Here is a 24689-nt window from a genome sequence, read left to right on the forward strand (position 1 = left end):
TATGTATATACACTCTCAATCTCACCTCTGTATGGCAGAGAATACCAGACGCAGATTTATCAAGACGACCGGTGCTGCGATTACCACAGTGTCACTTGCAGGCTGTGGCGGGAACGGCGACGGCGGTGGAGACGGCGGAGACGGCGGCGACGGCGGTGACGGCGGGGGAGACGGCACCGGCACCACCACCGGCGGCAACGGCGGCGGCGGTAACACGCTCGAGAAGGTCGGGATGTCTGCGTACGTCCGCGGGGGGTCGTGGATTACGGCCTACATCGAGGCCGCCGAGTTCTACGCGGAGGACCTCGGCATCGAACTCGACGTGCGACCGAACCAGCAGAGCGCCCAGAAGCAGGTGCAGGACATCCGCGACTTCACGAACAGTGACCACGACGCCATTCTCGTCGGCGTGTGGTCGACCGGTGCCGCGGAGGGCGCTATCAACGAGGCGATGAACGCCGGGAAACCGGTGTTCGCGACCAACGCCGACACGTCCAGTTCGGAGATTCCGCTGTACGTCGGGTTCAGCAACTACGACGGCGGCGCGAGTTCGGCCGAGGAGATGGTCAAAGCACTCGACGAGCAGTACCCGGACAAGGACAACTACCGGGTCCTCAACGTCCGCGGGATTCAGGGCAACCAGTCGGCCAACCAGCGCTCACAGGGATTCCTCGACGTGATGGCCGAACAGGACAACATCGAGGTCGTCCAGACGCTCAACGGCGAGTACGCCCGTGACGTGGCCCAGTCCACCGTACAGGAGTGGATCAACGCGAACGGGCGCGTCGACGGCATCTACTCGGGCAACCTCTCGATGGGGCTCGGCGTCGTGCAGGCGCTTCGCAACCTCAACATGCTGGTGTCGAAAGGCGAGGAGGGCCACATCGTCCTCACGCAGATGGACGGCAGTCCGGAGGTCAACCCCCTCGTCGGGGACGGGACTATCGACGCCGCCGTCGACCAGCCCAACTACTTCTACAACCCCATCGCGATGCAGTACATGAAGCAGTACGTCGAGTCGGGGATGGACGACAGCGTCATTCCCGAAGTGGGGTCGGAAGTCACTTCGGACCAGTTGACCATCGAACCCGGCCAGCACAAGGGCGTCGAGATGTGGTCCGAACCCATCTGGGAACCCGGCATCATGCGCGAGCAGAACGGCCACCCGTGGTTCCGGACCAACAGCATCGTCATCACCCAAGAGAACTACGACCAGCCGTTCCTCTGGGGTAACGTCTGGGGCTGAGCGCGGTATCTAACGACACTCCACTCCCCTACACTATGTCTACGGAACAAGGATTCCTCGGGCGAACGTTCGGCGATAGAGACGACGTAATACTGACCCTGTTGGACAACATGATCTGGCCGATACTGGCTATCGTCATCCTCGGCGTCCTCGTGTTCGTCCCACAGACACTGCGGAACACCAACGCCATCAGACTCGTTCTCTGGGCCGCGGTTCCGATCGGATTGCTGGTGCTCGCAGAGAGCCTGTGTCTGCTGTCGGGACACTTCGACCTCTCGATCGGGTCGATAGCCGGGTTCTCGGCGATGTTCACCGGGATGCTTCTCGGGACCTGTCCGAGTTGCTGGGGCGTCACCACGAACCCGTGGGCCGGGTTCGGCATCATCCTCGTGACCGGGTCGCTCATCGGCCTCGTCAACGGCATCATGATCGCGAAGATGGGACTGAACCCGTTCCTGCAGACGCTGGCCTTCCTCATCATCTTCGAGGGCGCCAAGACGGCGATGCAGACCCAACCGGTGACGGGCCTCCCGCGACTCTACGTAGACGTCGGCGGGACGCCGGAGTTCGCCATCGGGGTGCTCCTGTTCGCGTTCCTCGTCTTCGGCCTGATCATGCGCTTTACGACGTTCGGGCAGGCGGTGTACGCGCTGGGGAGTTCCGAGAAGTCCGCGAGAGAGGTCGGCATCGACACCGAGCGCCTCATCATCGTCGTCTACACTATCAGCGGTCTGCTGGCGGCGATCGCCGGCCTGATGCTGACCGGGTTCGTCGGCGTCGTCCCGCCGCTCATCGGCGAGGGACTGGTGTTTCAGGCGTTCGCCGGGGCAGTCATCGGCGGCATCAGCCTCTTTGGCGGCCGCGGGAAGATAACCGGCGCGCTCGGCGGCGTCGTCCTCATCCAGTTAGTGCAGTCGGCACTGAACAACAGCCCCGTCGTCGGGGCAACCCAGATACAGATGGTCAACGGATTCGTGTTACTGGCGGCGATACTGCTGTACAGCACGCAGGCCAAACTCCGGGCTCGCATCCTCGCGAGTGGTGCGGTATGAGCGTCGAGGACAGCGGGACGGCCGAGCAGGAGGCCGCGAGCAGCCCAGCCACCGACGAGGCCGGGGAACCGAAGCTTCGCGTCGAGAACATCACCAAGCAGTTCGGTCGCATCGTCGCCCTCGACGACGTGACGCTTGACATTCAGGAGGCCGAGATATTCGCCCTCGTCGGCGACAACGGCGCAGGCAAGTCGACGCTGATGAACGTCCTCAGTGGCGTCCACTCAGCGACGAAGGGAACCATCTACAAGGACGGTCGTGAGGTCCACTTCTCGAACCCCTCGGACGCTCGCGACAACGGCATCGAGACGGTGTATCAGGACCTCGCGCTGATGGACGACTTAGACATCGCGACGAACATCTTCATGGGCCAGTTCCCAAAGCGCGGTCTCGGACCCTTCTCGTTCATCGACTGGGAGACCACGTACGAACAGTCTCGGGCGATAATGATGGACCAGCTCGGACGGGACGTCGACATCAAGACCGAGGTCGAGTTCCTCTCCGGCGGCCAGCGCCAACTCGTCGCCGTCGGTCGGGCCCTCGCGTTCGACCCGGACGTCATCATCCTCGACGAACCGACGAGCGCGCTTTCGGTCGACGCGACGCGTCTCGTACAGGACACGCTCGACAGACTGGCCGAGGAGGGTATCACCATCGTCATCGTCAGCCACAACATCGAGTCCGTCCTCGCACACGCCGACCGCATCGGCGTCCTCTATCAGGGACGACTCGTCGACATCAAGCAACCCGAGGAGACCGACCTCGAAGAACTGAACGAACTGATGACGACGGGGACGCTGGACGCGGGGCTGCTGGACGACGACTGAGACGCGGGGCGTTTCGGCGCATAATTTTACGGGACACGGGGTCGGAGGGTACAGTATGCCGACACCCGAACTCGTCGTCGATATCGCCTGTGAAACCGGAGAGGGGCCGCTCTGGCACCCCGACGAGGAACTGCTCTACTGGGTCGACATCCCGCGGGGTCGACTCTACCGATACGACCCGTCCACGGACGACCACGAACTCGTCTACGAGGACACCGAGGAGCGCATCGGCGGGTTCACCATCCAGACCGACGGCACACTCCTCCTGTTTCAGGAGGCCGGCGCGGTCCGCCGACTCGACCAGCAGACAGGTGACGTCGACGCGGTCACCGACCCGGACCCCGACCGGTTCCACGAGCGATTCAACGACGTCATCGCCGACCCGGAGGGTCGCGTCTTCGCCGGCGTGATGCCGGATACCGACCGTGACCTGCCGGGCCACCTGTACAGACTGAACACCGACGGGTCGTTCGACCTCGTCCGCGAGGAGTGTGTCCTCCCCAACGGCATGGGGTTCTCCCCCGACCAGTCGGGGTTCTACTTCACCGACACCGGCGAAGTCGACCCGGACTGTCCGGGGTACATCTACCGGTACGACTACGACCGCGCCACAGGTGACATCTCGAACCCGAAGACGGTGGTCGACGCGAGCGGCATCGAGGGCCTGCCCGATGGGATGACCGTCGACAGCGAGGGCCACCTCTGGTCGGCGTTCTGGGACGGCCACAAACTGATTCGGTTCGCGCCGGACGGCACTCGCGAGGAGACAGTCGCGTTCGACCCGCGGAAGGTGTCCTCGCTCACGTTCGCCGGCGAGGACTACGACACGGCGTACGTCACGACGGCCTGCGTCGAGACGCGAGACGTGGAGGGTGAGGGGGCGGGGAGCCTCTACCGCGTCGACCTCGGCGTGACCGGCCGCGGGGAGTTCCGGTCCGCCGTCGAGGTGTGAGTCAGCGGTCCGCGTGTACCTGCTCGCGTAGCCCGCGCATGTAACCGATGGCGAACAGCCGACCCTTCGTGTGGTAGCCCGGATTCGAGTTGTCCTCGCCGGCCATCGTCGGGACGTGGTCGGGCCGCATCGGTACGTCTTCGCCGACGTGTTCTTCGTAGGCCCGCATCGCGGCCAGCATGTCCGTCGGGCCGTCGTCGTGCCACGTCTCGACGAAGTTGTCTGCGTCCCCCTCGACGTCGCGGAAGTGAACGAAGTTGATGCGGTCGCCGAAGCGTTCGATGGCCGCTGGGATGTCCGCACCCATGGCGGCGAAGTTCCCCTGACAGAAGGTGACGCCGTTGTACTCGCTGTCGTAGGCGTCCAGCACGCGGTCGTAGGCCTCGACGCTGTCGACGATTCGGGGGGTGCCACGCAGGGATTCGCGTGGCGGGTCGTCGGGGTGGAGGCCGAGTTTCACGCCCGCCTCCTCGGCGACCGGTGTCACCTCCCGCAGGAAGTACTCGATGGCTTCCCACACGTCCTCGTGGGTCACGTCGGCGAACTGCTCGGGGCCGCCTCGAACCATCTCGACGTCGAACTCGGTGACGTAGGAGCCACCGCGCGACTCGACGTGGGCGGCGGTCCGCGCCCACCTGACCCCGGCCATCCAGTCGTAGCAGACCACGGGAATCCCGACTTCGCCGCAGTTCCGGAGGAACTGCTTGAACACCGCGATGTCCTCGTCGCGGCCCTCGCGCCCGAGTCGAACCCGGTCGGAGATTGGGACCGACCCCTCCAGAACCGAGAATTCGAGGCCGGCGTCGGTGAGCCAGTTGTCGAGTCCCTGCAGGTCGTCGTAGGTCCAGTGGGTCCGACCGTCCCCGATTTCCAGCGGGTGGACGACGGCCTTCTCGACGCCCATCTGTTTCGCTAACTGCCAGCGTTCGTCCGGCTCCGGCGGCAGGATGAGTGCAGGCGAGACCATAGCCCATCTGCCGTCGGCCCGGTACAAATACTCTCGGGGTAGCGGCCGGCACAACACTCATTGCGTCGTCGCGAGAGCTAGCAGCTATGCCCGAGGATACCGAGCGAGCGGTGTACGTCCAGCGACTCGACCCCGACCAGCGCGAGGCGTACGTCGAAGCCCACGACGACGTGCCCGAAGCGGTCACCGACGCGATGGAGCGGGGTGGCGTCGAGGCGTTCGAACTGTACGTCCGGGACGACGTGGCAGTCTGCATTCTGGAGTGCGACGACTTGGACGCCTACCTCGACGCCGTCGACGGCGACGAGGCGGTCGCGGAGTGGGAACGGTACACGGGCCAGTTCAAGCAGTCGGGCGTCGACGCCGACGCGGACCCGGAGTCGGGCATCCCGTTCATGGAGTGCATCTGGCGGTTCGAAGCGGAGGAGTCCTGAGCGCGCCGGTCCTGGCGACCGATGGTGTTTTTTCACACGCCGTCGAAGGTGACGGCGATGGACCTCTCGTTCGACACCATCGTACTCGCTATCGGCCCGGCAGACGACGACCGACTCGACCAACTCGCACGCGTCTCGATGCAGGTCGCGAAACCGACCGGTGCGACCGTCGTCCTCACGCACGTCTTCACCAGAGACGAGTTCGACGAAGTGGCGGCGGAACTCGACTACCCGAGCGCGACGGCCGAAGACGTCGACGTGATACTCGAACGCCACCAGTCGGTGACGTACCTCGAAGACCGCTTCGACGACCACGGCGTCGACTACGACGTGGACGGCGTCGTCGGGAACGTCAGCGACGGCATCGTCAAAACCGCCGAGAAGGCGGACGCCGACCGCGTCGTCATCTCCGGTGGGTCACGGTCGCCCGTCGGCAAGGCCGTCTTCGGGAGCAACGCCCAGAACGTCCTCATCAACTCGCCGTGTCCGGTGACCTACGTCAGGCCCCAGTCCGACTGAGGACGGGTCGACTCCGGACTACGACTCGGCGTCCCGTCGCTCGACCAGCGTGATGTGCCGACAGACGAGCAGGGTCGTCCCGTCGTCGTCTGTCACCTCGTACTCGTAGACGACGCGGCCGAGCGCGTCGTTGTACTCCTCGGTCTCGACCACCTCTCGGTGGACGGTCAGCGTCGTTCCGATGCCGACCGGGGTGACGAACCGTACGGAGTCGTAGCCGTACGAGAACGAGCGCGGGTTCATGTCGGCGACGAGCGCTTCGGCCACCGAGAACACGAGGTTGCCGTGGGCGATTCGTTCCCCGAAGTCCGACTCCGCGGCCCGCGTCGTGCTCACGTGTAGCGGGTGGAAGTCCCCGGAGAGGCCGGCGAAGTTGACGACGTCCGCCTCGGTTATCGTGCGGGCCGACTCGACGGTGAACGTCTCTCCCGCTTCGATGTCCTCGAAGTACCGGTCGGTGTCCTTCGACGGTGCTTGCATCGGTCGTTGTACGGACACAGCGTGCATAAAGCTACGCGCCGTTCAGTCGGTGCCGTGCGTCCGTAGCCGGACGGTCGACGACTGGGTCCCACCTGGGGCGAGTTCCTCGGCCGTCCCGTTCTCGACGGCCTCGGCGAGTCCCGCGTTCGGTATCGAGGTGCAGGGTTCGAGGCCGACGTTGTAGTTCCGGCCGAAGAACGGCGCGTCTTCGAACCCGCCGAACGGTTGCCAGTACCAGAGGTACTCGTACAGCGACGCTGGGAACTCGACGGTGACGCCGAGGTCCAGTTCGGGGTTGGAGACGGTGTACCGGCCCTCGTTGAGGTCGGCGAGGGCGACGAGGTCGTGAACCCGGTCGTCCGCTGGCGGGAACTCCCGGAGGTCGACCGGCCCGCCGTCGGTCTCACAGACCGGCCACTCGAACGTCTCGCCGGGCGGCAGTCGCGCGGTGTCCGCGGTCTGGTCGGGGTCGACGTGGACCGTCTCACAGGGGACCGTCAGGGTCGCCTCCGGCGCGACCAGCGGTTCACCGAGGGCGACGTGCTGTAACCACGAGTAGTCCACCGGTACCTCGCCCGTGTTGGTGACCCGTTCGGACACCTCGATGGCGGACTCGCCCGCCGAGAGGGTCACGTCCCGTTCGACGTCGAACGGGTATCTGGTGAGCGATGCGGTCAGTCGCACAGACACCCGCTCGGCAGAGTCCGCGAGTAGCTCCGTCTCGAAGGGGACGAGGGTGGACTCGCCGTGCAGTCCCAGCGGCGCGCCGTGGGCCTCGGAGGGGCCGCCTGCGCCCGGGAGGACGCTCTGCCACCCGCCGGGGTAGTGGTCGAGGAAGGCGAACGCCCCGTCCGGCGCGCCGACGGGGCCGTCGGCCGGCGCCCGCCACTCGTGTGGCGCCTCGAACAGCACGTTCGTGTCCGTCCGCTTGTCGACGATGCGGGTGAGGTCGCCGCCCTTGCCGGGGAGCAACTCGACGCGGAGGTGGTCGTTCTCCAGAAAGAGCGCGTCGATGCCGCGACGCTGGTACTCGTCAGTGACAGAGCAGGCCATGGCGACGGTTCGGCGCACCGCTACATAAGCGTCGGTGCCGGTCCGCGGTTACCGGAACTGAGGTGCTACTTCGTCGCCGAACAGTTCCATCCCCCTGGTGTCTGGGAAGTCAAGAAACATCAACTGGAGTTTCTCGAAGCCGAGGTCGCGGATGCCCTCGATTTGGGTCGCCACCTGCGAGGGCGTCCCGATGAGCATGCTCCCCTTCTCACGGGCGTCCTCGGCGTCGTCCAGCGTCTCGTCCATATCGGACTCCTCGCCCCACGGGAGGGGGAAGATGTCGTCGACGGCCTCCTCGACGGCGGCCTCGTCCTCCCGAACGAGGACGTGAGCGAGCCACGAGCGTTCGACGTCGTCCGGGTCCCGCCCCTCGTTTTCGAGGTACTCCTCGAACTTCCTGACTTTGAACTCGATTGGCTTGCCACGCGCCCGGGCGCTGATTTCGACGTTCCACTCGTCGGCGTGGCGGGCGATGAGTCTGAGCATCTTCGGGCCGGCGCCGCCAATGACAACGGGCGGGTGCGGGTCGCTGACGGGCTTGGGGTTGTTCAGCGCGTCGTCGATGGTGAAGTGGTCGCCCTCGAAGGTAGGATGCTCCTCGGTGAACATCGCCTTGGCGACCTGCACCCCCTCCTCCAGCATCTCGATGCGCGTCCCGATGTCGGGGAAGTCGAAGCCGTAGGCGCGGTGTTCCGCCTCGTGCCACCCGGCGCCGAGGCCGAGGCGGAGGCGCCCTTCCGAGAGGATGTCCACCGTCGTCGCCATCTTCGCCAACAGGGCGGGGTTGCGGTAGGTGATGGACCCGACGAGTGGGCCGAGGTCGACGTCGTCGGTCCGTTCGGCCAGCGCCGAGAGGAGCGTCCACACCTCGTACTCCTCGGCTTTCGGCCCGAGCATGAAGTGGTCCGGGGCCCATAGGCCTTCCAGCCCCGTCTCGACTGCGGCGTCGACGCCCCCAAGGACCGTCTCGCGTTCGACCGTTTCGAGCATCGGCGTGTCCCGGTGGACGCCGGCACCTGCGTAACACTGCACCATCCAGTCGAATTGCATAGCCTCACTGCGGCGGCGAGTCGAATAATTGTTTGGGCGAGACGTTCGGGCGGCGATAGTTTATGTCGGCGGCCGCCGACTGCGACGGTATGAGCGACTCAGCACTCGGTGAACTCTGCGAGCGGTACGAACAGCTATATCCCGGCGCCGTCGTCGACGTGCTAGACGACAGGGGGTACGAAGACCAGACGCTCTCGCCCGACATCGCGCCGCTCCGAGACGGAATGACGACGGCGGGCGTCGCCTACCCCGTTGTCGGTCGACCGAACCGGAGCGTCGACCCGGACGAGAACATGCGGTCGATTCTGCGGATGCTCGGCGACGCGCCGGAACACGCCGTCTTGACCTATCAGACGAACGACGACAGGGCGGCCCACCTCGGCGAACTCTCTGTCGTCTCGCTGAAGGCACAGGGCGCCCGTGGCGCCGTCATCGACGGGGGCGTCCGAGACGTGGCCTACATCCTCGAAGAGGAGTTTCCCGTGTTCTCGCGGTACCGAACGCCCGCCGACGCCGTCCCACGCTGGGAGATTCTGGACTGGGGCGAGCAGGCCGTCGTGGGTGGTGTCTCGGTTTCGGCCGGCGACATCGTCCTCGGGGACCACGACGGCGTCGTAGTCGTCCCCGAGGCGATTCGAGAGTCCGTCCTCGAAGAAGCCGAGGAACTGGCCGGCACGGAGAACGAGGTCCGGGAGGCCGTCCGGTCGGGGACGGCACCGCTGGACGCCTACGACGAGTACGGCGTCTTTTGAACTGGCCGGCTTCACTCAGAGGCCGCTGTGGGCCAACCAACCGCCGTCGACGGGGAGGTTCGCGCCGGTGATGAACCCCGCCTCGTCGCTCGCGAGGAAGACCGCGGCGTCGCCGACGTCCTCGGGTGTGCCAAACCGGGGAAGGAGCGTCTGTTCGCGGGATTTGGCCATGTCCTCCTCGGTGACGATGTCCTGTAGCGGCGTCTCGACGTAGCCCGGGTTGATGCAGTTCACCCGGACGTTCTCCTCACCCAGTTCCATCGCCAAATCGCGGGTCATGTTGACGACGCCGCCCTTCGCCGCCGCGTAGGGCGGGCCGCCGCCGCCCTCGAACCCGCGGACGGACCCGACGTTGATAATCTGGCCCTCGCGTTCGACGAGGTGGGGTATCGCGTACTTCGCGCAGTAGAACGCGCCGCTCAAGTCGACGTCGATGGAGCGCTGCCACTCCTCGACGCTCGTGGTCTGGGAGTCACCGACTATCTGGATGCCGGCGTTGTTCACGAGGACGTCGATACCGTCGTAGGTATCGACCGCCGTCTCGACCATCGCCTCGACGTTCTCGGGGTCGCCGACGTCGGTCTCGACGTACGCCGCGTCGCCGCTGGTCTCCTCGTTGACGAGTTCGTCCGTCGGTATCGTCACGTCAGTGTCGTACTTCTCGCCCTGTTTCGGGTCGCGACGCACGTCGGCGACGACGACGTTCGCGCCCTCCTCGCCGAAGCGCTTCGCGATGCCGCGGCCGATACCGCTGGCCGCACCCGTCACTATCACCGTTCGGTCGGCGTGTCTGTCAGCCGCCATAGGTGTCACTCACCGGCCAGCGACTTAACAGTAGGTCCCGCCGGTTCTGATGGGTCAGCGTCCCGTCTCGCGGCGAATCGCGGTGAGCAGCCCGTTCAAGTAGCCGACGGCGTGGGCGCGCCCGCGGTGTTCCCAGTCGGTGTCGCCCTCGACGTGCGGGACGTGGTCAGGGATGAGGAGGCCGCGGAAGCCGACGTCGTCGAGCAGCGAGAGCATCTCGTAGGCGTCGTAGTTCCCTTGGTCGACGAACGTCTCGGTGAACGTCGGGACGGTCCCCTCCACGTCCCGGAAGTGGACGTAGAAAATCTTCCCTCGCTCACCGAAGTAGCGGACGACTTCTTCTAAGTCCTCCCCCATCTCTGACCAGCACCCGAAACAGAACTCCAGTCCGTGGTTCTCGCTCGGGACCAGTTCCATCGCCCGCTTGAAGTTCTCGAAGTTACGGAACAGTTGGGGGATGCCGCCGAGCGAGGGGACCGGCGGGTCGTTGGGGTGCAGACACATCTTGACGCCCGCCTCCTCGGCGACCGGGAGGAGTTCTCTGAGGAAGTACTCGTAGTTGTCCCACAGTTCGGCCTCGGTGTACTCCCTGTCGTGGGTGAGTTCGTCGGTGACAGCGTCCATGTCGAACCCCGACGCACCGGCGCCGCCGCGGACGGTGACGTCGGTGTTGCGCCAGACGCCGCTGGGCATCCAGTGGTAGCCGAACATCGGGATGCCCGACCGACCGATGTTCCGGATGGTCGTCTTGACGTGTTCCATCTGGTCCTCCTTGCCCTCTTTCCCGAGCATGATTTTGTCGTAGAACGAGATGGGGATGTTCTCGATGGCGTTCAGTCGCAGGCCCGCCGACTCGACGCGTTCGCGGAGTTCCACGAGGTTCTCGTAGGCCCACTCTGCGTCGCCTTCGAGGGGAATCCGCTCGTCGTCCGGCATGTGCGGGTAGTCCGGCGAGTAGCGGTACATGTTCAGCAGAACGTCGTCGACGCCCAACTGCTTGCAGAAGCGGAGTTTCTCCTCGGTGGGATCCATGAACTGCCCGAGGCCGACCCGCATCGGGAGGCTGTCGAAGTCGACTCCCTCCGAATTGCCGTCGCTATCGACTGTCTGGCTCATACCTAGACCACCCCGAAGACGGGCATAAGTGTTACTCGCGTCACGGGCGCGGCGACCCCGTCAGTCCAGCAGGTCCGACGCGCGGTCGGCGGCGTCGGCGAGGCCCGCCTCGACCGACTTCGATTGCTCGACCACCACAGCGTCGACCATCTCGTTCAGTATCTCGTTCAACTCGGTGTACGCCGGAATCTGCGGGAGCGTGTTGACCGGGCCGGTGTTGACGGCTTCGAGCATCGAGTAGAACTGGTTCGACCGGCGTATCTCCGGGTCGCGCCACGTCGAGAACCGCGTGCCGGAGGCCCCTTCCAGCGTGGTGATTCTGTCGCTCTCGGGCGAGGCGGCGTGGCGGACGAAATCGTACGCGAGGTCGGGGTGGTCGCTCCCCGCCGGAACGGTCAGGCCGTAACAGACGGTGAGTGAAGTGTGTTCGCCGTCGGGCGCGTCACCCCGAGGGATGAGGCCGTAGTTCGTGTGCCCGAACACCGCCGAGTCGGGACGCTCGGCCATCGCCCCGAAGCCCGACCAGTTCCACATCATCGCGGCCTTCCCGTCGGCGTAGAACTGCCCGGCCTCGACGCTCTCCATCTCGACGGCCTCGGACGGGACCACCTCGTGGTCGTGAATCAGGTCGTGGTAGTACTGGAGCGCCTCGCGGCCCTCGGGGCTGTCGAAGGCGGGGGTGCCGTCGTCGTCGAGCAACCGGCCGCCACGGCTCCACAGTTGGATGGCGAAGTCGTAGACGTCGTTGTGGCCGTCGGGTTTCGCCGCGACGACGGTCCCCCACAGGTCCTCCTCTGGCCGCGTAAAGAAGTCGGCGACCTCCAGAAACTCGTCCCACGTCCGCGGGACCGAGAGCGGCCGTCCGTACGCCTCGCGGAACGCCCGTTGCTCCGCGACGTCCTCGAAGCAGTCCTCGCGGTAGTGGAAGATCTCGGGGCCGTCGTGGTACGGTATCCCATAGGTGGTTCCGTCGTAGGCCATCAGGTCGCGTAGGCTCTCGGCCCACCCGTCCGGCCAGTCGTCGGGCGGGTCCCGTGACAGGTAGCCGTCCAGCGGGTGGACGTACCCCGCCTCGGCGACCATCGGGAGCCAGTCGCTCAGACAGAGAAAGAGGTCGTAGGTCCCGTCGGCGATGTCACCCGTCGCGAGCAGGTCCTCGTGAATCTCGGGGAGCGGGCGGTGATCACGCTCGAAGGTCACGTCTGCGTCTGTCGTCTCGGCGAAGGCGTCCATCTGACGCTTCAGGGCGTTCTCGAACCCCTCGAACGGTCGCCCGACGAGTCGTAGCGTCGGCATGGGAGAACTGACCACGCTCTCGACATTAACTGTACCGTCGGGACCAACGTTTATCGCCCCTCGCGTGCGTGTAGCTGTCATGGAGCGGGCACTCGACGGTGTGACAATCGCGGACTTCACACAGATGATGCAGGGACCGTGGGCGACGCAGAAACTCGGCGACATGGGGGCCGACGTCCGCAAGGTAGAGCGACTCGGCGGCGAGTGGGAGCGTGACCTGCGTGCCGGCGGCGAGTTACTCGACGGGACCAGCCCCTTCTTCCTCGCGATGAACCGCAACAAGCGGAGCATCACGGTCGACTTGAAGGCCGAGGCGGGCCGGGACGTGGCCCTCGACGTCGCCCGCGAGGCGGACGTCCTCGTCGAGAACTTCCGGCCCGGCGTGATGGACTCGTTCGGCCTCGGCTACGACGACGTGCAGGCGGTCAACCCGGAGATAATCTACGTCTCGGCCACCGGGTTCGGCCGCGACGGTCCCTACGTCGACCGGCCCGGACAGGACCTGCTCCTCCAGTCGATGAGCGGGCTGGCGAACTACACCGGTCGGAAGGACGACCCACCGACGCCGGCCGGGACCGCCGTCGTCGACGAACACGCCGCCATGCTCATCGCCTTCCACACGATGGTCGCGCTGTTCCACCGGGAGCGGACCGGGGCCGGCCAGCGCGTCGACGTGAACCTCTTCGACGCCGCCATCGACTTCCAGTGTCAGGAGCTAACCGCCGCGCTGAACATGGACGTCGAGTTCGAGCGAAGCGAGGCGGGCATCGCACAGGCGTGGCTCGGCGGGCCCTACGGCATCTACGAGACGGCCGACGGGCACGTCGCCATCGCGATGGCACCGATGGCGGCGCTCGCGGAGACGCTCTCGCTGCCCGAACTCGCCGACTACGACACGCCGCAGGCGACCTTCGACCACCGCGACGAGATAAAGCGGACGCTGGAGGCCTATACCCGCGAACAGCCCACCGACGAACTGCTGGAGACGCTGCTCGACGCCGACGTCTGGGCGGCCGAGGTCAACGACTTTCAGGCGGTCGCCGCCGACCCACAGGTCCAGCACAACGAGACGCTCGTCGAACTGGCCCACCCGGAGGACGGGACGTTCACCACCGTCGGTGTGCCGGTGGAGATGTCCGAGACGCCGGGTGACATCCGCTCGCCACCGCCGCTCCCCGGCCAGCACACGGGCGAGATTCTCGCCGAAATCGGGTACGACGCCGCCGAACGTGAACGACTCGCGGAGGAGGGGGTCGTCGGCGGAACCGTCCAGTGAGGCCGTCCCGGTACCCGTGACGGCGACCGTCGACACTAGCTTGAATACCTACGGCCGGCAACAGCCAGTATGACTGGCGAGAGCGACCAGTACCGCCGAGGAGTGGAAGCCGTGCTCGCACGGGTGGAGACGACCCTCGACGCGACGGGTGACCGGTTCCCCTACGTCTACGACCGGGAGGCGGACGGATGGGAGACGACGGCCGACGGGAACTGGTGTGGCGGACACTGGATCGGTCTGCTCTGGCTTGCGGCCGCACACGCCGACGACCCGACCCCCGCCGAGCGGTTCGAACGGGCGGCCCGCGACCACACCGAGACGATGCGGGCGTACATGCCCCGGGACTCGATGTTCTGCGGGATGAACTTCCTGTACGCCGGGTTCCGCGGCTACGACCACAGCGGCGACCGGTCGCTGTTCGGTCTCGGACTCGAAGGGGCCGACGCGATGGTCGCAGCGTTCCACGAGGGTGCCCGCCAGATACCCCTCGGAAAGCTGGCTATCCGTGGGCCGGAGCAGTTCCGCGGTCCGGAGTCCAACCACGGCCCGCCCGGCGACCGCATCGGCGCCGTCGACAACCTCTACACGGCCGTCTCGGTGCTCTGGCGGGCCTACGAGGTGACCAAGGACCCGCAGTTCCGCGACGTGGCCGTCTCACACGCCGACCGCCATCTGGACTGGTACGTCCGCGAGGACGGCCGGACGTGGCACCACGCCGTCTTCGACGAGACGGGCACGCTCGAACGTCAGTACAACGAACTCGCTCACAGCGACGAGACGTGCTGGGCGCGCGGACAGGGCTGGCACGTCGCCGGTCTCGCGACCGCTTACGCGGCCACCGGTGCCGAGCGCTACCGTCGAGCGCTCGCCGACGCCGTCGAGTACTACCGGACCCACACGCCGCCAGACCACGTCCCGCACTGGGACTTCGAGGTACCGGACCCAGACGGTGAACCACGCGACACCAGTGCGGCGGCGCTCGTGGCCTACGGATTGGTCACCCTGTTGCCGGACGACCCTCCGGTCGCCGACCTGCGTGCGTTCGGACACGCCGTCCTCTCGTCGCTCGTCGACTCGTACCTCGTGACGGACCCGTCGGACCCACGCTACGGGCGGGTCCAGCACGGCTGTTTCAACCGACCCGGCGACTACGCCGTCGACACGGAACTCGTCTGGACGCAGTACTATCTGGCGTCAACGCTCGCACAGGTGGCGGGCGACGGATGACCGGACCGTGGACCGGCTACGAGTTGCCGGCGTCGCCGACGGGTTACGGCGACCTCCGCGACGGGTTCGAGTGGCAGATTCCCGACCGCTACAACATCGCCGACCACGCGCTGTCGGGTGACGGAGACGCTGTCGCGCTCAGACACGTTGCCGCCGAGGACGAACCCTACACCGGGACGACGATGACGTACGGCGAATTGGCGGCCGCGACGCGAGCCCTCGCGGCCCGCCTCGCGGACGGAGGCATCGCCGCGGGTGACAGGGTCGCCGTCTGCCTCCCGCAGTGTCCCGAACTCGTCGTCGCGCACCTCGCGGTCTACCGCCTCGGCGGTGTCGTCGTTCCGGTGTCGATGCTCCTCGGCGAGCACTCGTTCGGGTACGTTCTCGACCACAGCGACGCGTCGGCGCTCGTCGTGGATTCGGAGCGTTGGAACGCGGCGGGCGACGTGCGGACTGCCGCGCCGACCGAGACGGTGCCCGTCGATGTCGGGTCCGGGACGGCACCGCTGGGCGGTCTCACCGAGTTCGTCGGAGACGCCCCTTCCTCGACGGGCCCGCCGGCTGTCGAGACACGTCCGGACGACCCCGCGCTGGTGCTGTACACCTCCGGGACGACGAGCGACCCGAAGGGCGTGGTGCAGGGCCACCAGTACCTGCTGGGGTCGTTGCCGGGCTATCACTGCTGGTTCGACCTCTTTGACCCGACGGCGGCCCGACGGGCGCGGGTCTGGACGCCCTCCGAGTGGGCGTGGGCGGGGGCGCTGTTCGACGTGGTGTTCCCGACGCTCGCGCTGGGCGGGACCGTCGTCTCCTCGCTCCGCCGAGCGGGGTTCGACCCGGAGCGAGCACTCGACGTCGTCGCCGGACAGGGAGTCACACACGCGTTTCTCCCGCCGACCGCGCTCCGGGCGATACGCCGCGAGACCGACCCGGCCCCTGACGACGTGCCCACGCTGGAGACGATGCTGTGCGGCGGCGAACACCTCCCCGATGACTTGGCGGCGTGGGCGACCGACCGGCTCGCCGTGACCGTCAACGAGGCGTACGGACAGACCGAAGCGAACGCGCTCGCGGGCGAATCGAACGGCGTCTACCCCGCGGCACCGGACGGACTCGGCCGCCCGTACCCCGGCCACGAGATAGTCGTCGTCGACGAGGACGGCGCCCCGGTGCCGACCGGTGAGGGAGGAGAGATAGCCGTCGTCCGCCCGGACCCCGTGGTCATGCAGGAGTACGTCGACGACCCGGCGGCGACGGCGGCCGTCCTCGACGACGACCTGCTCAGGACGGGCGACATCGGTCGGTTCGACGACGGCGTGCTCACCCACCTCGGGCGGGCGGACGACCTCGTCCTCACCGCCGGCTACCGCGTCAGCCCCCTCGAAGTGGAGTCCGCGTTGGAGGCCCACCCCGCTGTCTCGGCGGCGTTGGTACGCGGCGAACCGGACCCCGAGCGAGGACAGCGGGTCGTCGCCACCGTCGTCCCGTCGCCGGACGTGACGCCGGACGACGACCTCGCGTCGGTCCTCAAGGAATCTGTCGCCGAGTCCCTCGGCCCGCACAAGCGCCCGCGCGACATCGACTTCGTCTCGTCGCTACCGACGACGCGGACCGACAAGGCCGATCGGTCCGGACACGGCGGCGGGGACCGCGACTGATGAGGCGCCGATTCGCTCTCTCACTCGACGGTGACGCCCGTCGTCATCCAGCACCCGCCGTAGGGCTCCGTAGTCTGCACCGTCTGGAGGTTGAGGTGCCACAGGTACGTCGCCGACGTCTCGCCGGTGGACACCGTCACTCGCTGGTGGGCCCAGCCGCCGTCGCGTTCGAGCGGTCCGTACGTCACCGTCGACGCGTTCAACAGGGGCCGGTACTGGGTCGTGAGTACGTCGACGAACGCCTCGTAGGACCCGACAGCCCGCCGATTTGACGGGGCGACGAACCGCCACGTCGTGTTGATACCCTCGTCGGTCACCGGGTCGTTGTTGCGGAGGGCGTTGACCTGTATGTGGACGACGAGTCCGGGCGGCCGCTCGCAGGTCGGCCGAAGCGAGAGGTAGCGTGGCTGGGCTGAGGCGGTGCGGTTGTCCGGCGCGGTGATGCCACCCCAGTAGTCGCGTCGGTCAGTGCTGTCGGCCAGTGACCGACCGTTCGGGTCGGGCGTCGGCGACGGCATAGCGCCGTCGGGAACCGGGGCCGGTGTGACGGTTGCTCCGCCACCGGAGTCGCTGCCGCCGGCACCGAAGAACGTGCCACACCCGGCCAGTGCGACGAGAGCGACACAGGCGACGAGGAACGCGGGCGTGTCAACACTGAACATGGCCCTACGACGGACGCCAGCGGCTTCGGCCTTGCTATCCCCCGGTATATTCGGCTAAACACTGAAATCAACCGAATACGATTGCGATACGCAATTTTGCTAAAATATCAGATAGCACGGTTGCGACAGTATTACAATAATTAACAATCAGGCGTTCAGATAATTCGAATCTGTGTCGACACGGTGCAACCCTTGTATGTGAAACAAACATTTTAGTTATCGGGACACGAACGCCGTGGTAATGATTGACACAAACGTCCCCGCGACTCATTACCTCCAGTCCTTCCGCCAATACGTTCTTTCTCCGGTGACGACGGCCTTGGAGGTGGTCGAACGCGAAGAGGCCGAGGTCGAGGCCGAGGCCGAGGCCTTCGACGCCTTCGCGGACGCCGTCGAGGACATCCCCACCGCGGGCCCGCAGGCGTGGCAACCAGTGTCGTTTCACACGCCACGACAGGAGTGTAAGCAACTCGAACGCGTCTGTGACGCGTACCGCGAGACGGTCATGAGCGTGCCTCACTACGACGAGGTGTACGGCGAGTCGCTCGTAGAGAACGTGATGCTGGAACTCGGCGAAGAGATGGCCGAGGGTCTCCGGACCAAACAGGGGGGGTTCACGGCGCCGTACAAACAGGCGCTCGTCAGGACCGCTCGCGACACCGCATCGGAGCGGCGGCGGTTCTTCGATACGTTGGCGGACGAAGCCGACTCGCTTTCGGACGCAAAGCAGTCGCTGTCGGACCTCGTCGTCGAACTCGACGGGATGTCGGTTCCGCAGTGGTACGAATCGACGTTCACCGAGACGCTCGACGGCGTCGTCGCCACCCGACAGGCGCACCTCGACAGACAGGAGTCGCTCCCCGGTGAGAACCGGACTAGCCTCTGTTCGCTGCTCTACGACGACGAACCGTGGACGTTCCCCGTCCTGACTGCGGCCACGCGGGTCCGTGACATCATCGGCACCTCCGACGGCTGAATCGCCGTCCCCGCGGCGCTACGTTCAGAAGCGCACAACGACGACCGTCGAGTGTCGCCAACCGACGGCGACTACTCGTCGTCGTGCTCGGCCAGCCCCTGCGAGGGACCGCCGGAGAAGACGAACTCGTGTTCGGCCTCCGTCTCGAATCGATTCAGGATGTCACCCAGTGGCTGGGCGTACCGCTTGAGTCGTTCCGCGCGGGAAGAGACCTCGTTGAGTTCCGCCGCCTGCTCTTCGGCGGCGCCCGCGACAGTCTCTGACTCGGACATCATGTCCTCGCTGGTGTCGGCGGCTTCCTGCAGCGTCGTCGCCGTGGTCCGGAACTCCGACAGCGAGTCGCCCATGTCGACCTCGGGGTTCTCGGCTTCTAACTGTTCGAGCGTCTCGACGAGGTGGTCGAGGTCCTCGGAGAGCGTCTGTAGCCGATCCTTCTGGTCGTAGGCGTCGTCGGATATCTTCTGGACGGACTCGGCGACCTGCTCGGACGCGTCGCGCACAGACTCGGCGCTCGTGAGCACGACGTCACCGGAGTCGGCCACGTCGTCGGCGAAACTCTTCAACTGGCCGACGGTCTTCTCGAGTTCGTTTATCATGCCGTTGAACTCGCTGGCGATGCGGTCCATGGACTCGTTCTCGCCGTCGGTCTCCATCCGCTCGGTCAGGTTTCCGGCGGCGGCCGCCTCCATCACGTCGGAGAACTCCGCTGCTTTCTCCTGGAGGTAGTTGTTGACCTCCATCGCCTCGGCGCGAGAGACCTCCGCCTCCTTCTGGGCGCGTTCGGCCTCGTCGATCTGCTGTTTGAGCGCGTCGCGCATGTCGCCGAACCCGTCGTAGAGTCGGCCGATGTTGTCGATGCGACTCGTCGATATGTCGACGTCTAAGTTCCCCTGTCGCATCTGATCGGTCTTGCGGGTGAGTCGGTCGATGGATGTCGCCGTGTTGTACCCCAGTGCCGCGCCGACGCCACCGATGAGCAGGACCATCAGCGCGGTCCCGGCGAGCCCGTACAGTTGGACGTTCTCGACGAACCCGAATACGGCCGAGTAGGGTGCGTGGACCAGCACGACCCAGTCGGTCCCCTCGATGGGGGAGTAGCCGACGGTGTACTTCTCGTCTAAGACGCTGTTTGCGGGCATGGTCGCGACGACGCCCGCCTCCCGGTTCCGACTCCGGAGGTCGTTTGCGTCACTGATGGGTTTCGTCGCCTCGCTACCGGACGCGTACGGTTGGAGGAGCGCGTCGCCAACGCCGCCGTCCGGCCCCTCGTCGAACATCACGACGTTCGAAGCGTTGACCACCTGCGTGAACCCGCCTGCGGACCGCTCGGAGCCCTGCAGAGACTCGGTGATACCTGCAATCGAGTACTCGATGACGATGTATCGGTTCTGGCTCGCGTCGACGGGGCTCATGAAGCCGACGACGGGGCCGGCCTGTGTCTGGTAGACGCTGGAGTGGACGACTTCACCCGCCCGGTTGAACTCCGTGTCAGTCGTCCAGCCGCGGTCGACCGCCGAGACGTTCGTTCCAGCGGACAGCGAAGTACTCGCGACGATGTTGGACTCGACTACCTGCCGTTCGACTAGATGGACGTTCGCCACGTCGGCGGACAGGCCGGCCTTTCGGTTCCGGAGTTCCGCCCGTAGGTCCGCCGCGTCGTCGGACGTCCAGACGCTGCTGGAAGAGACGAACTGGACGGAGAGTCGGTTCCGCTCGAACCACTGCTCGATGATGTCGCCCTCCTGTGCGGCGACACCGCGGTACTCGCCGGTCACCTGATTTTCGGTGTAGGTCCGGACCTGGTCGGTAGCCAACAGTCCAATCGCACCGACGGACAGCGCCATCACGACCAGCACGATACCGAACTTCAGCGCGAAGTTGCGCCGAATCACGTCCGGTACGATCGTCGCGAGGAGACCGCCGCTCGTGTCGTCTGTACCCGATACCCCTGCCGAATCTGTGTCTTGTCCACTCATTGTCAGTTACCGCCCAGCGAGCAGTTCGCCGCTGGTCCTGTAGAACACGGGTAGGCCGCCTCCCGCGTGGTGTTTATCAGATCGTAGTACCGCCCGAAGTCCTGTTGGTCCCCTGGCCGTCCTCTGACGATGGGGACCGGACGCATCGACTGGTGGTCACACGCCCGCATCGTCTGTGCGCCGATTCCGGCCCCGTACTCCCACCCTTCGAGAGCCGGGATGACCGCCTCGGGATCGAACGTTTCCGCCCGGGCCACCGCGTGGGCGTACTGGAGCGTTTGCGTGTACGCGACGTGGGCCGGACCCGACGGTATCGACGACGACGCCGACCCGGTTCCCCCTTCGTACTCGTTGCTGAACGCCGACCGGAACTGCTTCGACAGCGGCGTCTCGATCGACGGGTCCCAGGCGATAGTCCCGATGACGTCCTCTATAGCGCCCCCGGCCGTCTGTGCCACCGCGCGGGTATACAGCGGGATGACGACGTTCTCGTCGGGGAACGACTCCCGAACCGTCCGTACGGCGTTGGCCGCGTCCAGCCCTCGGAGGTTGAGTATCAGGACGTCCTCGCTGGCGCTGTCGATGTCGTCGATGTACTGACCGAAATCACGCGTCCCGAGTTGCGCACTCAGACTGCCGACCGGTTGCCACCCGGCGTCGCTGAGGAACCGCTCCATCAGTTGGATCTGGGCTTTCCCCCAGTCGTCGTCGGAGTACACCTGAAAGAACTCGACGTCTTTGCCGTACTCTTCGACGAGGACCGGTCGGAGCGCCTTCGCGGTCATATAGGAGTTGAACAACTCCCGAAACGTCCAGCGGTTACAGTCCGTACCGGTCAGTCTGTCGACGTGGGTCATCGTCGCCATATAGATGGTCTCCGTCTCGGCGGCCACCGCCTGATGTGCGAGTCCCGTATCGCTCGTCGCCCCCCCGGAGAGCATGATGGCGCCATCGTTTTCTATCATCGCTTTGGCCGAACGACGCGCCACTTCAGGGTCGCTTTCGGTGTCGCTTACCGCCGCTTCGACGGTCTTGTTCAGTAACCCGTCCCCGGAGAGCCGTGGGAAGTACCGGTTCGAAACCCACCCGCCTCCTTCGTTGATGTGTTTGACGGCGAGGCGGTGGCCGCGGAGTTCCTCCTCGCCAGTCGTAGAGAACGGACCCGACCGTGCGACGTTGAACCCGAACGTGACCGTCTCTCCCGAAATTGGAAAATTTCCTACATTTTCTCCAGTCGGTGTGCCACCCCCGGAACCCCCACCACACCCGGCGAGGCCGGTGATTCCCGACACTCCCACTGTTCCGAGGAAGGAGCGCCGAGAGACCGACGACTCGTTTCTCACTTGCCTCCGATTCATAGCATGATGTGTAAAATATGGGTACAAAAATCTTTGGAGATTATCAATGTATATATATCAACTGGGGAGCAGTTGCACACGAACGGAACGGTCCGTCGACCGGCCCGTATGGACTGCGGACAACTCTCGTGGATTTATACCTACCGGGCGACGAGAGGGCCATATGACTGACCTGGTCACGTTCGGAGAAACGATGCTCCGGTTGTCACCGCCGGACGAGGAACGCCTAGAGACGGCAGACCAGTACAACGTCCGGGCCGCCGGCGCCGAATCGAACGTCGCCGTCGCCGCACAGCGTCTGGGACTCGACGCCGTCTGGACCTCGAAACTCCCCGACTCTTCCGTGGGCCGACGAGTGGCCGGCGAACTCCGGACCCACGACGTCACCGTCGACGTGGTGTGGGACGACGCCGACGACGCCAGACAGGGTACCTACTACCTCGAACAGGGCCAGCCACCGCGCGGGAACGAGGTCATCTACGACCGCGCGGGTGCGAGCGTGACCTCGGCGTCGACGGCCGAACTCCCGACCGAGACCGTCGAGAGCGCGACCGGGTTCCACACGACCGGTATCACGCCGGCCCTCTCCGAGACGCTCGAAACGACGACGGCTGACCTGCTCGCTCGGGCACAGGAGGCCAACACCGTGACGAGTTTCGACCTCAACTACCGCTCGAAGCTCTGGGAGCCGGCCAAAGCGAAGGCGGTGCTGACGGACCTGTTCCCCGACGTCGACGTCCTCGTCGTCGCCCGTCGCGACGCGGAGACGGTGCTTGACCGGACCGGTGGCGCCGAGTCGGTCGCCCGCGGCCTGACAGACGACTACGGGTTCGACGTGACTATCGTCACCCGTGGGGCCGAGGGTGCGCTCGCGCTCGCCGGCGGCGAGGTGTACGAACAACCGACCTACGAGGCCTCCAGTGCACACCCGGTCGGGACCGGCGACTCCTTCGTCGGCGGCTTCCTCTCGCGGTACCTCGTCGGCGAGTCCGTCGCCGACGGGCTGGCGTGGGGTGCGGCTACCGCCGCTCTCAAGCGGTCTGTCCCCGGCGACATCGCCGTCGTCTCCCCGCACGAAGTCCGCGAAGTCATCGCCGGCGACACCGAGGCAATCACGCGCTGAAGTCGCGTGAGGGCGGCGATACTGGCGTCGTCCGGCAAGCTTCTTATCCCCTGGCTCGGTACGGACGAATATGATTCATCGAACGGTGCGTTCACGAGAGCTGTCGGGAGTATCGACCGATGCGTAGCGCGAAAATCGTCTGTACGCTCGGCCCGGCCAGCGAGTCCGTCGACCAGATAGCGTCGCTCGCGGAGGCGGGGATGTCCGTCGCCCGACTCAACGCCAGTCACGGGTCGCCGGAACACCGGCGTACGATGATAGAACGCATCCGGGAAGTCGACGACATAGTCGACTCACCGGTCGCCTCCATGCTCGACATGCCCGGTCCGGAAGTCCGGACCGCGCCGATCCGTGAGCCTATCGACCTCGTCGAGGGGTCGACCATCCGCTTCGTGGTGGGCGAAGAAGCGACCCCCGAGGAGGTCGGCCTCTCTCAGTCCATCACCAGCGTCGAACCGGGCGACCGCGTGCTCTTAGACGACGGCCGCATCGAGACCACGGTGGACCGAATCGAGGACGACGTGGTGTACGCGGACGTCGAGAACGGCGGCGAACTCGGCGCTCGCAAGGGCGTCAACGTCCCCGGCGTCGAGCTGGGCCTGCCCACGATCACCGAGAACGACAAGCAGGAACTCGACGTCGCCGCGGAGATGGAACCGGACTTCGTCGCCGCCTCGTTCGTCCGCGACGGCGAGGCCATCTACGAGATCAACCAGGCGCTCGAAGACCGCGGCGTCGACATCCCCATCATCGCGAAGATCGAGCGCGCGGGGGCTGTCGAGAACTTAGAGTCCATCATCGACGCCGCCTACGGGATCATGGTGGCCCGCGGTGACCTCGGCGTCGAGTGTCCGCTCGAAGATGTCCCGATCATCCAAAAGCGCATCATCCGGAAGTGCCACCAGGAGGGCGTCCCGGTCATCACCGCGACGGAGATGCTCGACTCGATGGTCCACTCCCGCCGGCCGACCCGCGCAGAAGCCTCGGACGTGGCAAACGCCGTCCTCGACGGCACCGACGCCGTGATGCTGTCGGGCGAGACGGCCATCGGCGATCACCCCATTCGGGTCGTCGAGACGATGGACCGCATCGTGCGAGACGTCGAGTCCAGCGAGGAGTACGCAGAGTCCCGCGAACAGCGTGTCCCCGCCGCGGGCAGCACCCGGACGGACGCGCTCGCGCGGTCGGCCCGGTACCTCGCCCGGGACATCGGCGCGTCGGCCGTCGTCGCCGCCTCCGAGTCCGGGTACACCGCACTGAAGGCCGCGAAGTACCGCCCCTCGATACCGATCGTGGCGTCGACGCCCAGCGAACGGGTCCGCCGCCGACTCGCGCTCTCGTGGGGCATCATCCCCATCACGACCCAGTACACCACCGACGGGGCCGATGCCATCATCCAGAACGCGGTCCAGTCCGCCCTCGATACGGAGGCCGCCGACGGCGGTGACACCGTCGTCGTCCTCTCTGGGATGATGACGGAACTCGACGGCATGAACACGGCCAACATGCTGAAAGTTCACGTCGCCGCCGAAACGGTTGCGAACGGCAGGCCCGTCGTGGACGGACTGGTGACTGGGCCGGTGTACCACGTCGAGGACGGCGACATTACCGACGTGCCCGACGGTGCCATCGTCGCCGTCTCCGAGGGGTTCGACGGCGAGTTCACCGGCGATACCACCCGCCTCGGCGGCATCATCGACGCCCACGAGGGCATCACGAGTTACGCCGCTATCATCGCTCGTGAACTCTCTATCCCGATGGTCTCGGACGCGAAGTTACCCGGCGACATGGAGGACGGGGCTGTCGTGACGCTCGACGCCGAACGCGGCGTCGTCTACGAGGAGGCTGTCGGCCGCGAACGACTCGACGACGACGCACGGTAACA

23 protein-coding genes are annotated in these 24689 nt (G+C 66.0%); 13 read left to right on the top strand and 10 right to left on the bottom strand.

All coding sequences use genetic code 11. The features are described 5' to 3' along the window. The first annotated feature begins 31 nt into the window (after window positions 1-31). The 4 genes from IEY28_RS04280 to IEY28_RS04295 are packed head-to-tail and all read left to right on the top strand — an operon-like array spanning window position 32 to window position 4077. Window positions 32-1246 (top strand): sugar ABC transporter substrate-binding protein, encoded by a 1215-nt coding sequence (locus IEY28_RS04280; RefSeq protein WP_188994844.1) that lies wholly within the window; start codon window positions 32-34, stop codon window positions 1244-1246. A gap of 35 nt (window positions 1247-1281) precedes the next feature. Continuing rightward, on the top strand, window positions 1282-2298 hold the full coding sequence (locus IEY28_RS04285) for an ABC transporter permease (RefSeq protein ID WP_166969927.1): 1017 nt from the start codon (window positions 1282-1284) through the stop codon (window positions 2296-2298). Further along, complete coding sequence (locus tag IEY28_RS04290; protein ID WP_188994846.1) at window positions 2295-3125, top strand: ATP-binding cassette domain-containing protein; 831 nt, start codon at window positions 2295-2297, stop codon at window positions 3123-3125. Before IEY28_RS04285 ends, IEY28_RS04290 begins: the two co-directional genes overlap by 4 nt. A 55-nt stretch (window positions 3126-3180) precedes the next feature. Further along, entirely contained in the window at window positions 3181-4077 is an 897-nt protein-coding gene (locus IEY28_RS04295) for an SMP-30/gluconolactonase/LRE family protein (protein ID WP_188994848.1), read from the top strand. Window position 4078: 1 nt separating this feature from the next. Here IEY28_RS04295 and IEY28_RS04300 read toward each other — a convergent pair whose 3' ends face one another. Next, window positions 4079-5044 carry a mannonate dehydratase gene (locus tag IEY28_RS04300; RefSeq protein WP_188994850.1) on the bottom strand — a complete coding sequence of 322 codons (966 nt, stop codon included), beginning with the start codon at window positions 5042-5044 and terminating at the stop codon, window positions 4079-4081. 86 nt (window positions 5045-5130) lie between these two features. Here IEY28_RS04300 and IEY28_RS04305 point away from each other — a divergent pair, with 86 nt between their 5' ends. Then, window positions 5131-5478, top strand: a complete 348-nt coding sequence (locus tag IEY28_RS04305; protein ID WP_188994852.1) for an L-rhamnose mutarotase — start codon at window positions 5131-5133, stop codon at window positions 5476-5478. A gap of 57 nt (window positions 5479-5535) precedes the next feature. Beyond that, window positions 5536-5997, top strand: coding sequence for a universal stress protein (locus IEY28_RS04310; protein WP_188994854.1), 462 nt, complete (start codon window positions 5536-5538; stop codon window positions 5995-5997). Window positions 5998-6015: 18 nt separating this feature from the next. Here IEY28_RS04310 and IEY28_RS04315 read toward each other — a convergent pair whose 3' ends face one another. Genes IEY28_RS04315 through IEY28_RS04325 form a run of 3 tightly spaced genes read right to left on the bottom strand, consistent with a single transcriptional unit; the run spans window position 6016 to window position 8580 of the window. Further along, window positions 6016-6477, bottom strand: a complete 462-nt coding sequence (locus tag IEY28_RS04315; protein ID WP_188994856.1) for a MaoC family dehydratase — start codon at window positions 6475-6477, stop codon at window positions 6016-6018. A gap of 42 nt (window positions 6478-6519) precedes the next feature. Continuing rightward, on the bottom strand, window positions 6520-7530 hold the full coding sequence (locus IEY28_RS04320) for an aldose 1-epimerase (RefSeq protein WP_188994858.1): 1011 nt from the start codon (window positions 7528-7530) through the stop codon (window positions 6520-6522). A gap of 48 nt (window positions 7531-7578) precedes the next feature. Next, entirely contained in the window at window positions 7579-8580 is a 1002-nt protein-coding gene (locus tag IEY28_RS04325; protein ID WP_188994860.1) for an LLM class flavin-dependent oxidoreductase, read from the bottom strand. A gap of 89 nt (window positions 8581-8669) precedes the next feature. Between IEY28_RS04325 and IEY28_RS04330 the strand changes: the two genes are divergently transcribed. After that, window positions 8670-9332: an RraA family protein gene (locus IEY28_RS04330; RefSeq protein ID WP_188994862.1), complete on the top strand. Its 663-nt coding sequence runs from the start codon at window positions 8670-8672 to the stop codon at window positions 9330-9332. 15 nt (window positions 9333-9347) lie between these two features. Here the strand turns inward: IEY28_RS04330 and IEY28_RS04335 are convergent, their stop codons facing one another. From IEY28_RS04335 to IEY28_RS04345, 3 genes are read right to left on the bottom strand one after another with little or no spacing between them, the layout of a single operon-like run. After that, entirely contained in the window at window positions 9348-10136 is a 789-nt protein-coding gene (locus tag IEY28_RS04335) for an SDR family NAD(P)-dependent oxidoreductase (protein WP_188994864.1), read from the bottom strand. 54 nt (window positions 10137-10190) lie between these two features. Then, window positions 10191-11252, bottom strand: a complete 1062-nt coding sequence (locus tag IEY28_RS04340) for a mannonate dehydratase (RefSeq protein ID WP_229783073.1) — start codon at window positions 11250-11252, stop codon at window positions 10191-10193. Between the two features lie 60 nt (window positions 11253-11312). After that, complete coding sequence (locus IEY28_RS04345; protein WP_188994866.1) at window positions 11313-12548, bottom strand: ABC transporter substrate-binding protein; 1236 nt, start codon at window positions 12546-12548, stop codon at window positions 11313-11315. Between the two features lie 79 nt (window positions 12549-12627). Here IEY28_RS04345 and IEY28_RS04350 point away from each other — a divergent pair, with 79 nt between their 5' ends. The 3 genes from IEY28_RS04350 (at window position 12628) to IEY28_RS04360 (ending at window position 16709) form a co-directional block, all read left to right on the top strand. After that, window positions 12628-13824 carry a CaiB/BaiF CoA transferase family protein gene (locus tag IEY28_RS04350; RefSeq protein ID WP_188994868.1) on the top strand — a complete coding sequence of 399 codons (1197 nt, stop codon included), beginning with the start codon at window positions 12628-12630 and terminating at the stop codon, window positions 13822-13824. A gap of 69 nt (window positions 13825-13893) precedes the next feature. Then, window positions 13894-15051, top strand: a complete 1158-nt coding sequence (locus IEY28_RS04355) for a glycoside hydrolase family 88 protein (RefSeq protein WP_188994870.1) — start codon at window positions 13894-13896, stop codon at window positions 15049-15051. After that, entirely contained in the window at window positions 15048-16709 is a 1662-nt protein-coding gene (locus tag IEY28_RS04360) for an AMP-binding protein (RefSeq protein WP_188994872.1), read from the top strand. Before IEY28_RS04355 ends, IEY28_RS04360 begins: the two co-directional genes overlap by 4 nt. Window positions 16710-16729: 20 nt before the next feature. Here IEY28_RS04360 and IEY28_RS04365 read toward each other — a convergent pair whose 3' ends face one another. Then, window positions 16730-17371, bottom strand: a complete 642-nt coding sequence (locus IEY28_RS04365; protein WP_188994874.1) for a DUF4864 domain-containing protein — start codon at window positions 17369-17371, stop codon at window positions 16730-16732. 241 nt (window positions 17372-17612) lie between these two features. Between IEY28_RS04365 and IEY28_RS04370 the strand changes: the two genes are divergently transcribed. Beyond that, complete coding sequence (locus tag IEY28_RS04370; protein ID WP_188994876.1) at window positions 17613-18347, top strand: DUF7260 family protein; 735 nt, start codon at window positions 17613-17615, stop codon at window positions 18345-18347. 71 nt (window positions 18348-18418) lie between these two features. Here the strand turns inward: IEY28_RS04370 and IEY28_RS04375 are convergent, their stop codons facing one another. Together IEY28_RS04375 and IEY28_RS04380 are read right to left on the bottom strand one after the other, a co-directional pair. After that, the gene (locus tag IEY28_RS04375) at window positions 18419-20323 is read right to left on the bottom strand and encodes a HAMP domain-containing protein (protein ID WP_188994878.1); all 1905 of its coding nucleotides are present in this window, start codon (window positions 20321-20323) and stop codon (window positions 18419-18421) included. Window positions 20324-20325: 2 nt separating this feature from the next. Further along, complete coding sequence (locus IEY28_RS04380; protein WP_229783074.1) at window positions 20326-21681, bottom strand: ABC transporter substrate-binding protein; 1356 nt, start codon at window positions 21679-21681, stop codon at window positions 20326-20328. A gap of 163 nt (window positions 21682-21844) precedes the next feature. On the opposite strand from IEY28_RS04380, the gene kdgK1 reads away from it, so the two are divergent. After that, a complete protein-coding gene (gene kdgK1, locus IEY28_RS04385; RefSeq protein WP_188994880.1) occupies window positions 21845-22804 on the top strand; it encodes a bifunctional 2-dehydro-3-deoxygluconokinase/2-dehydro-3-deoxygalactonokinase in 960 nt (319 codons plus the stop codon). A gap of 119 nt (window positions 22805-22923) precedes the next feature. Next, window positions 22924-24687, top strand: coding sequence for a pyruvate kinase (pyk, locus tag IEY28_RS04390; protein WP_188994882.1), 1764 nt, complete (start codon window positions 22924-22926; stop codon window positions 24685-24687). Window positions 24688-24689: the final 2 nt, after the last annotated feature.

This window comes from Haloarcula pellucida, assembly GCF_014647235.1.
GTDB lineage: Archaea > Halobacteriota > Halobacteria > Halobacteriales > Haloarculaceae > Haloarcula > Haloarcula pellucida.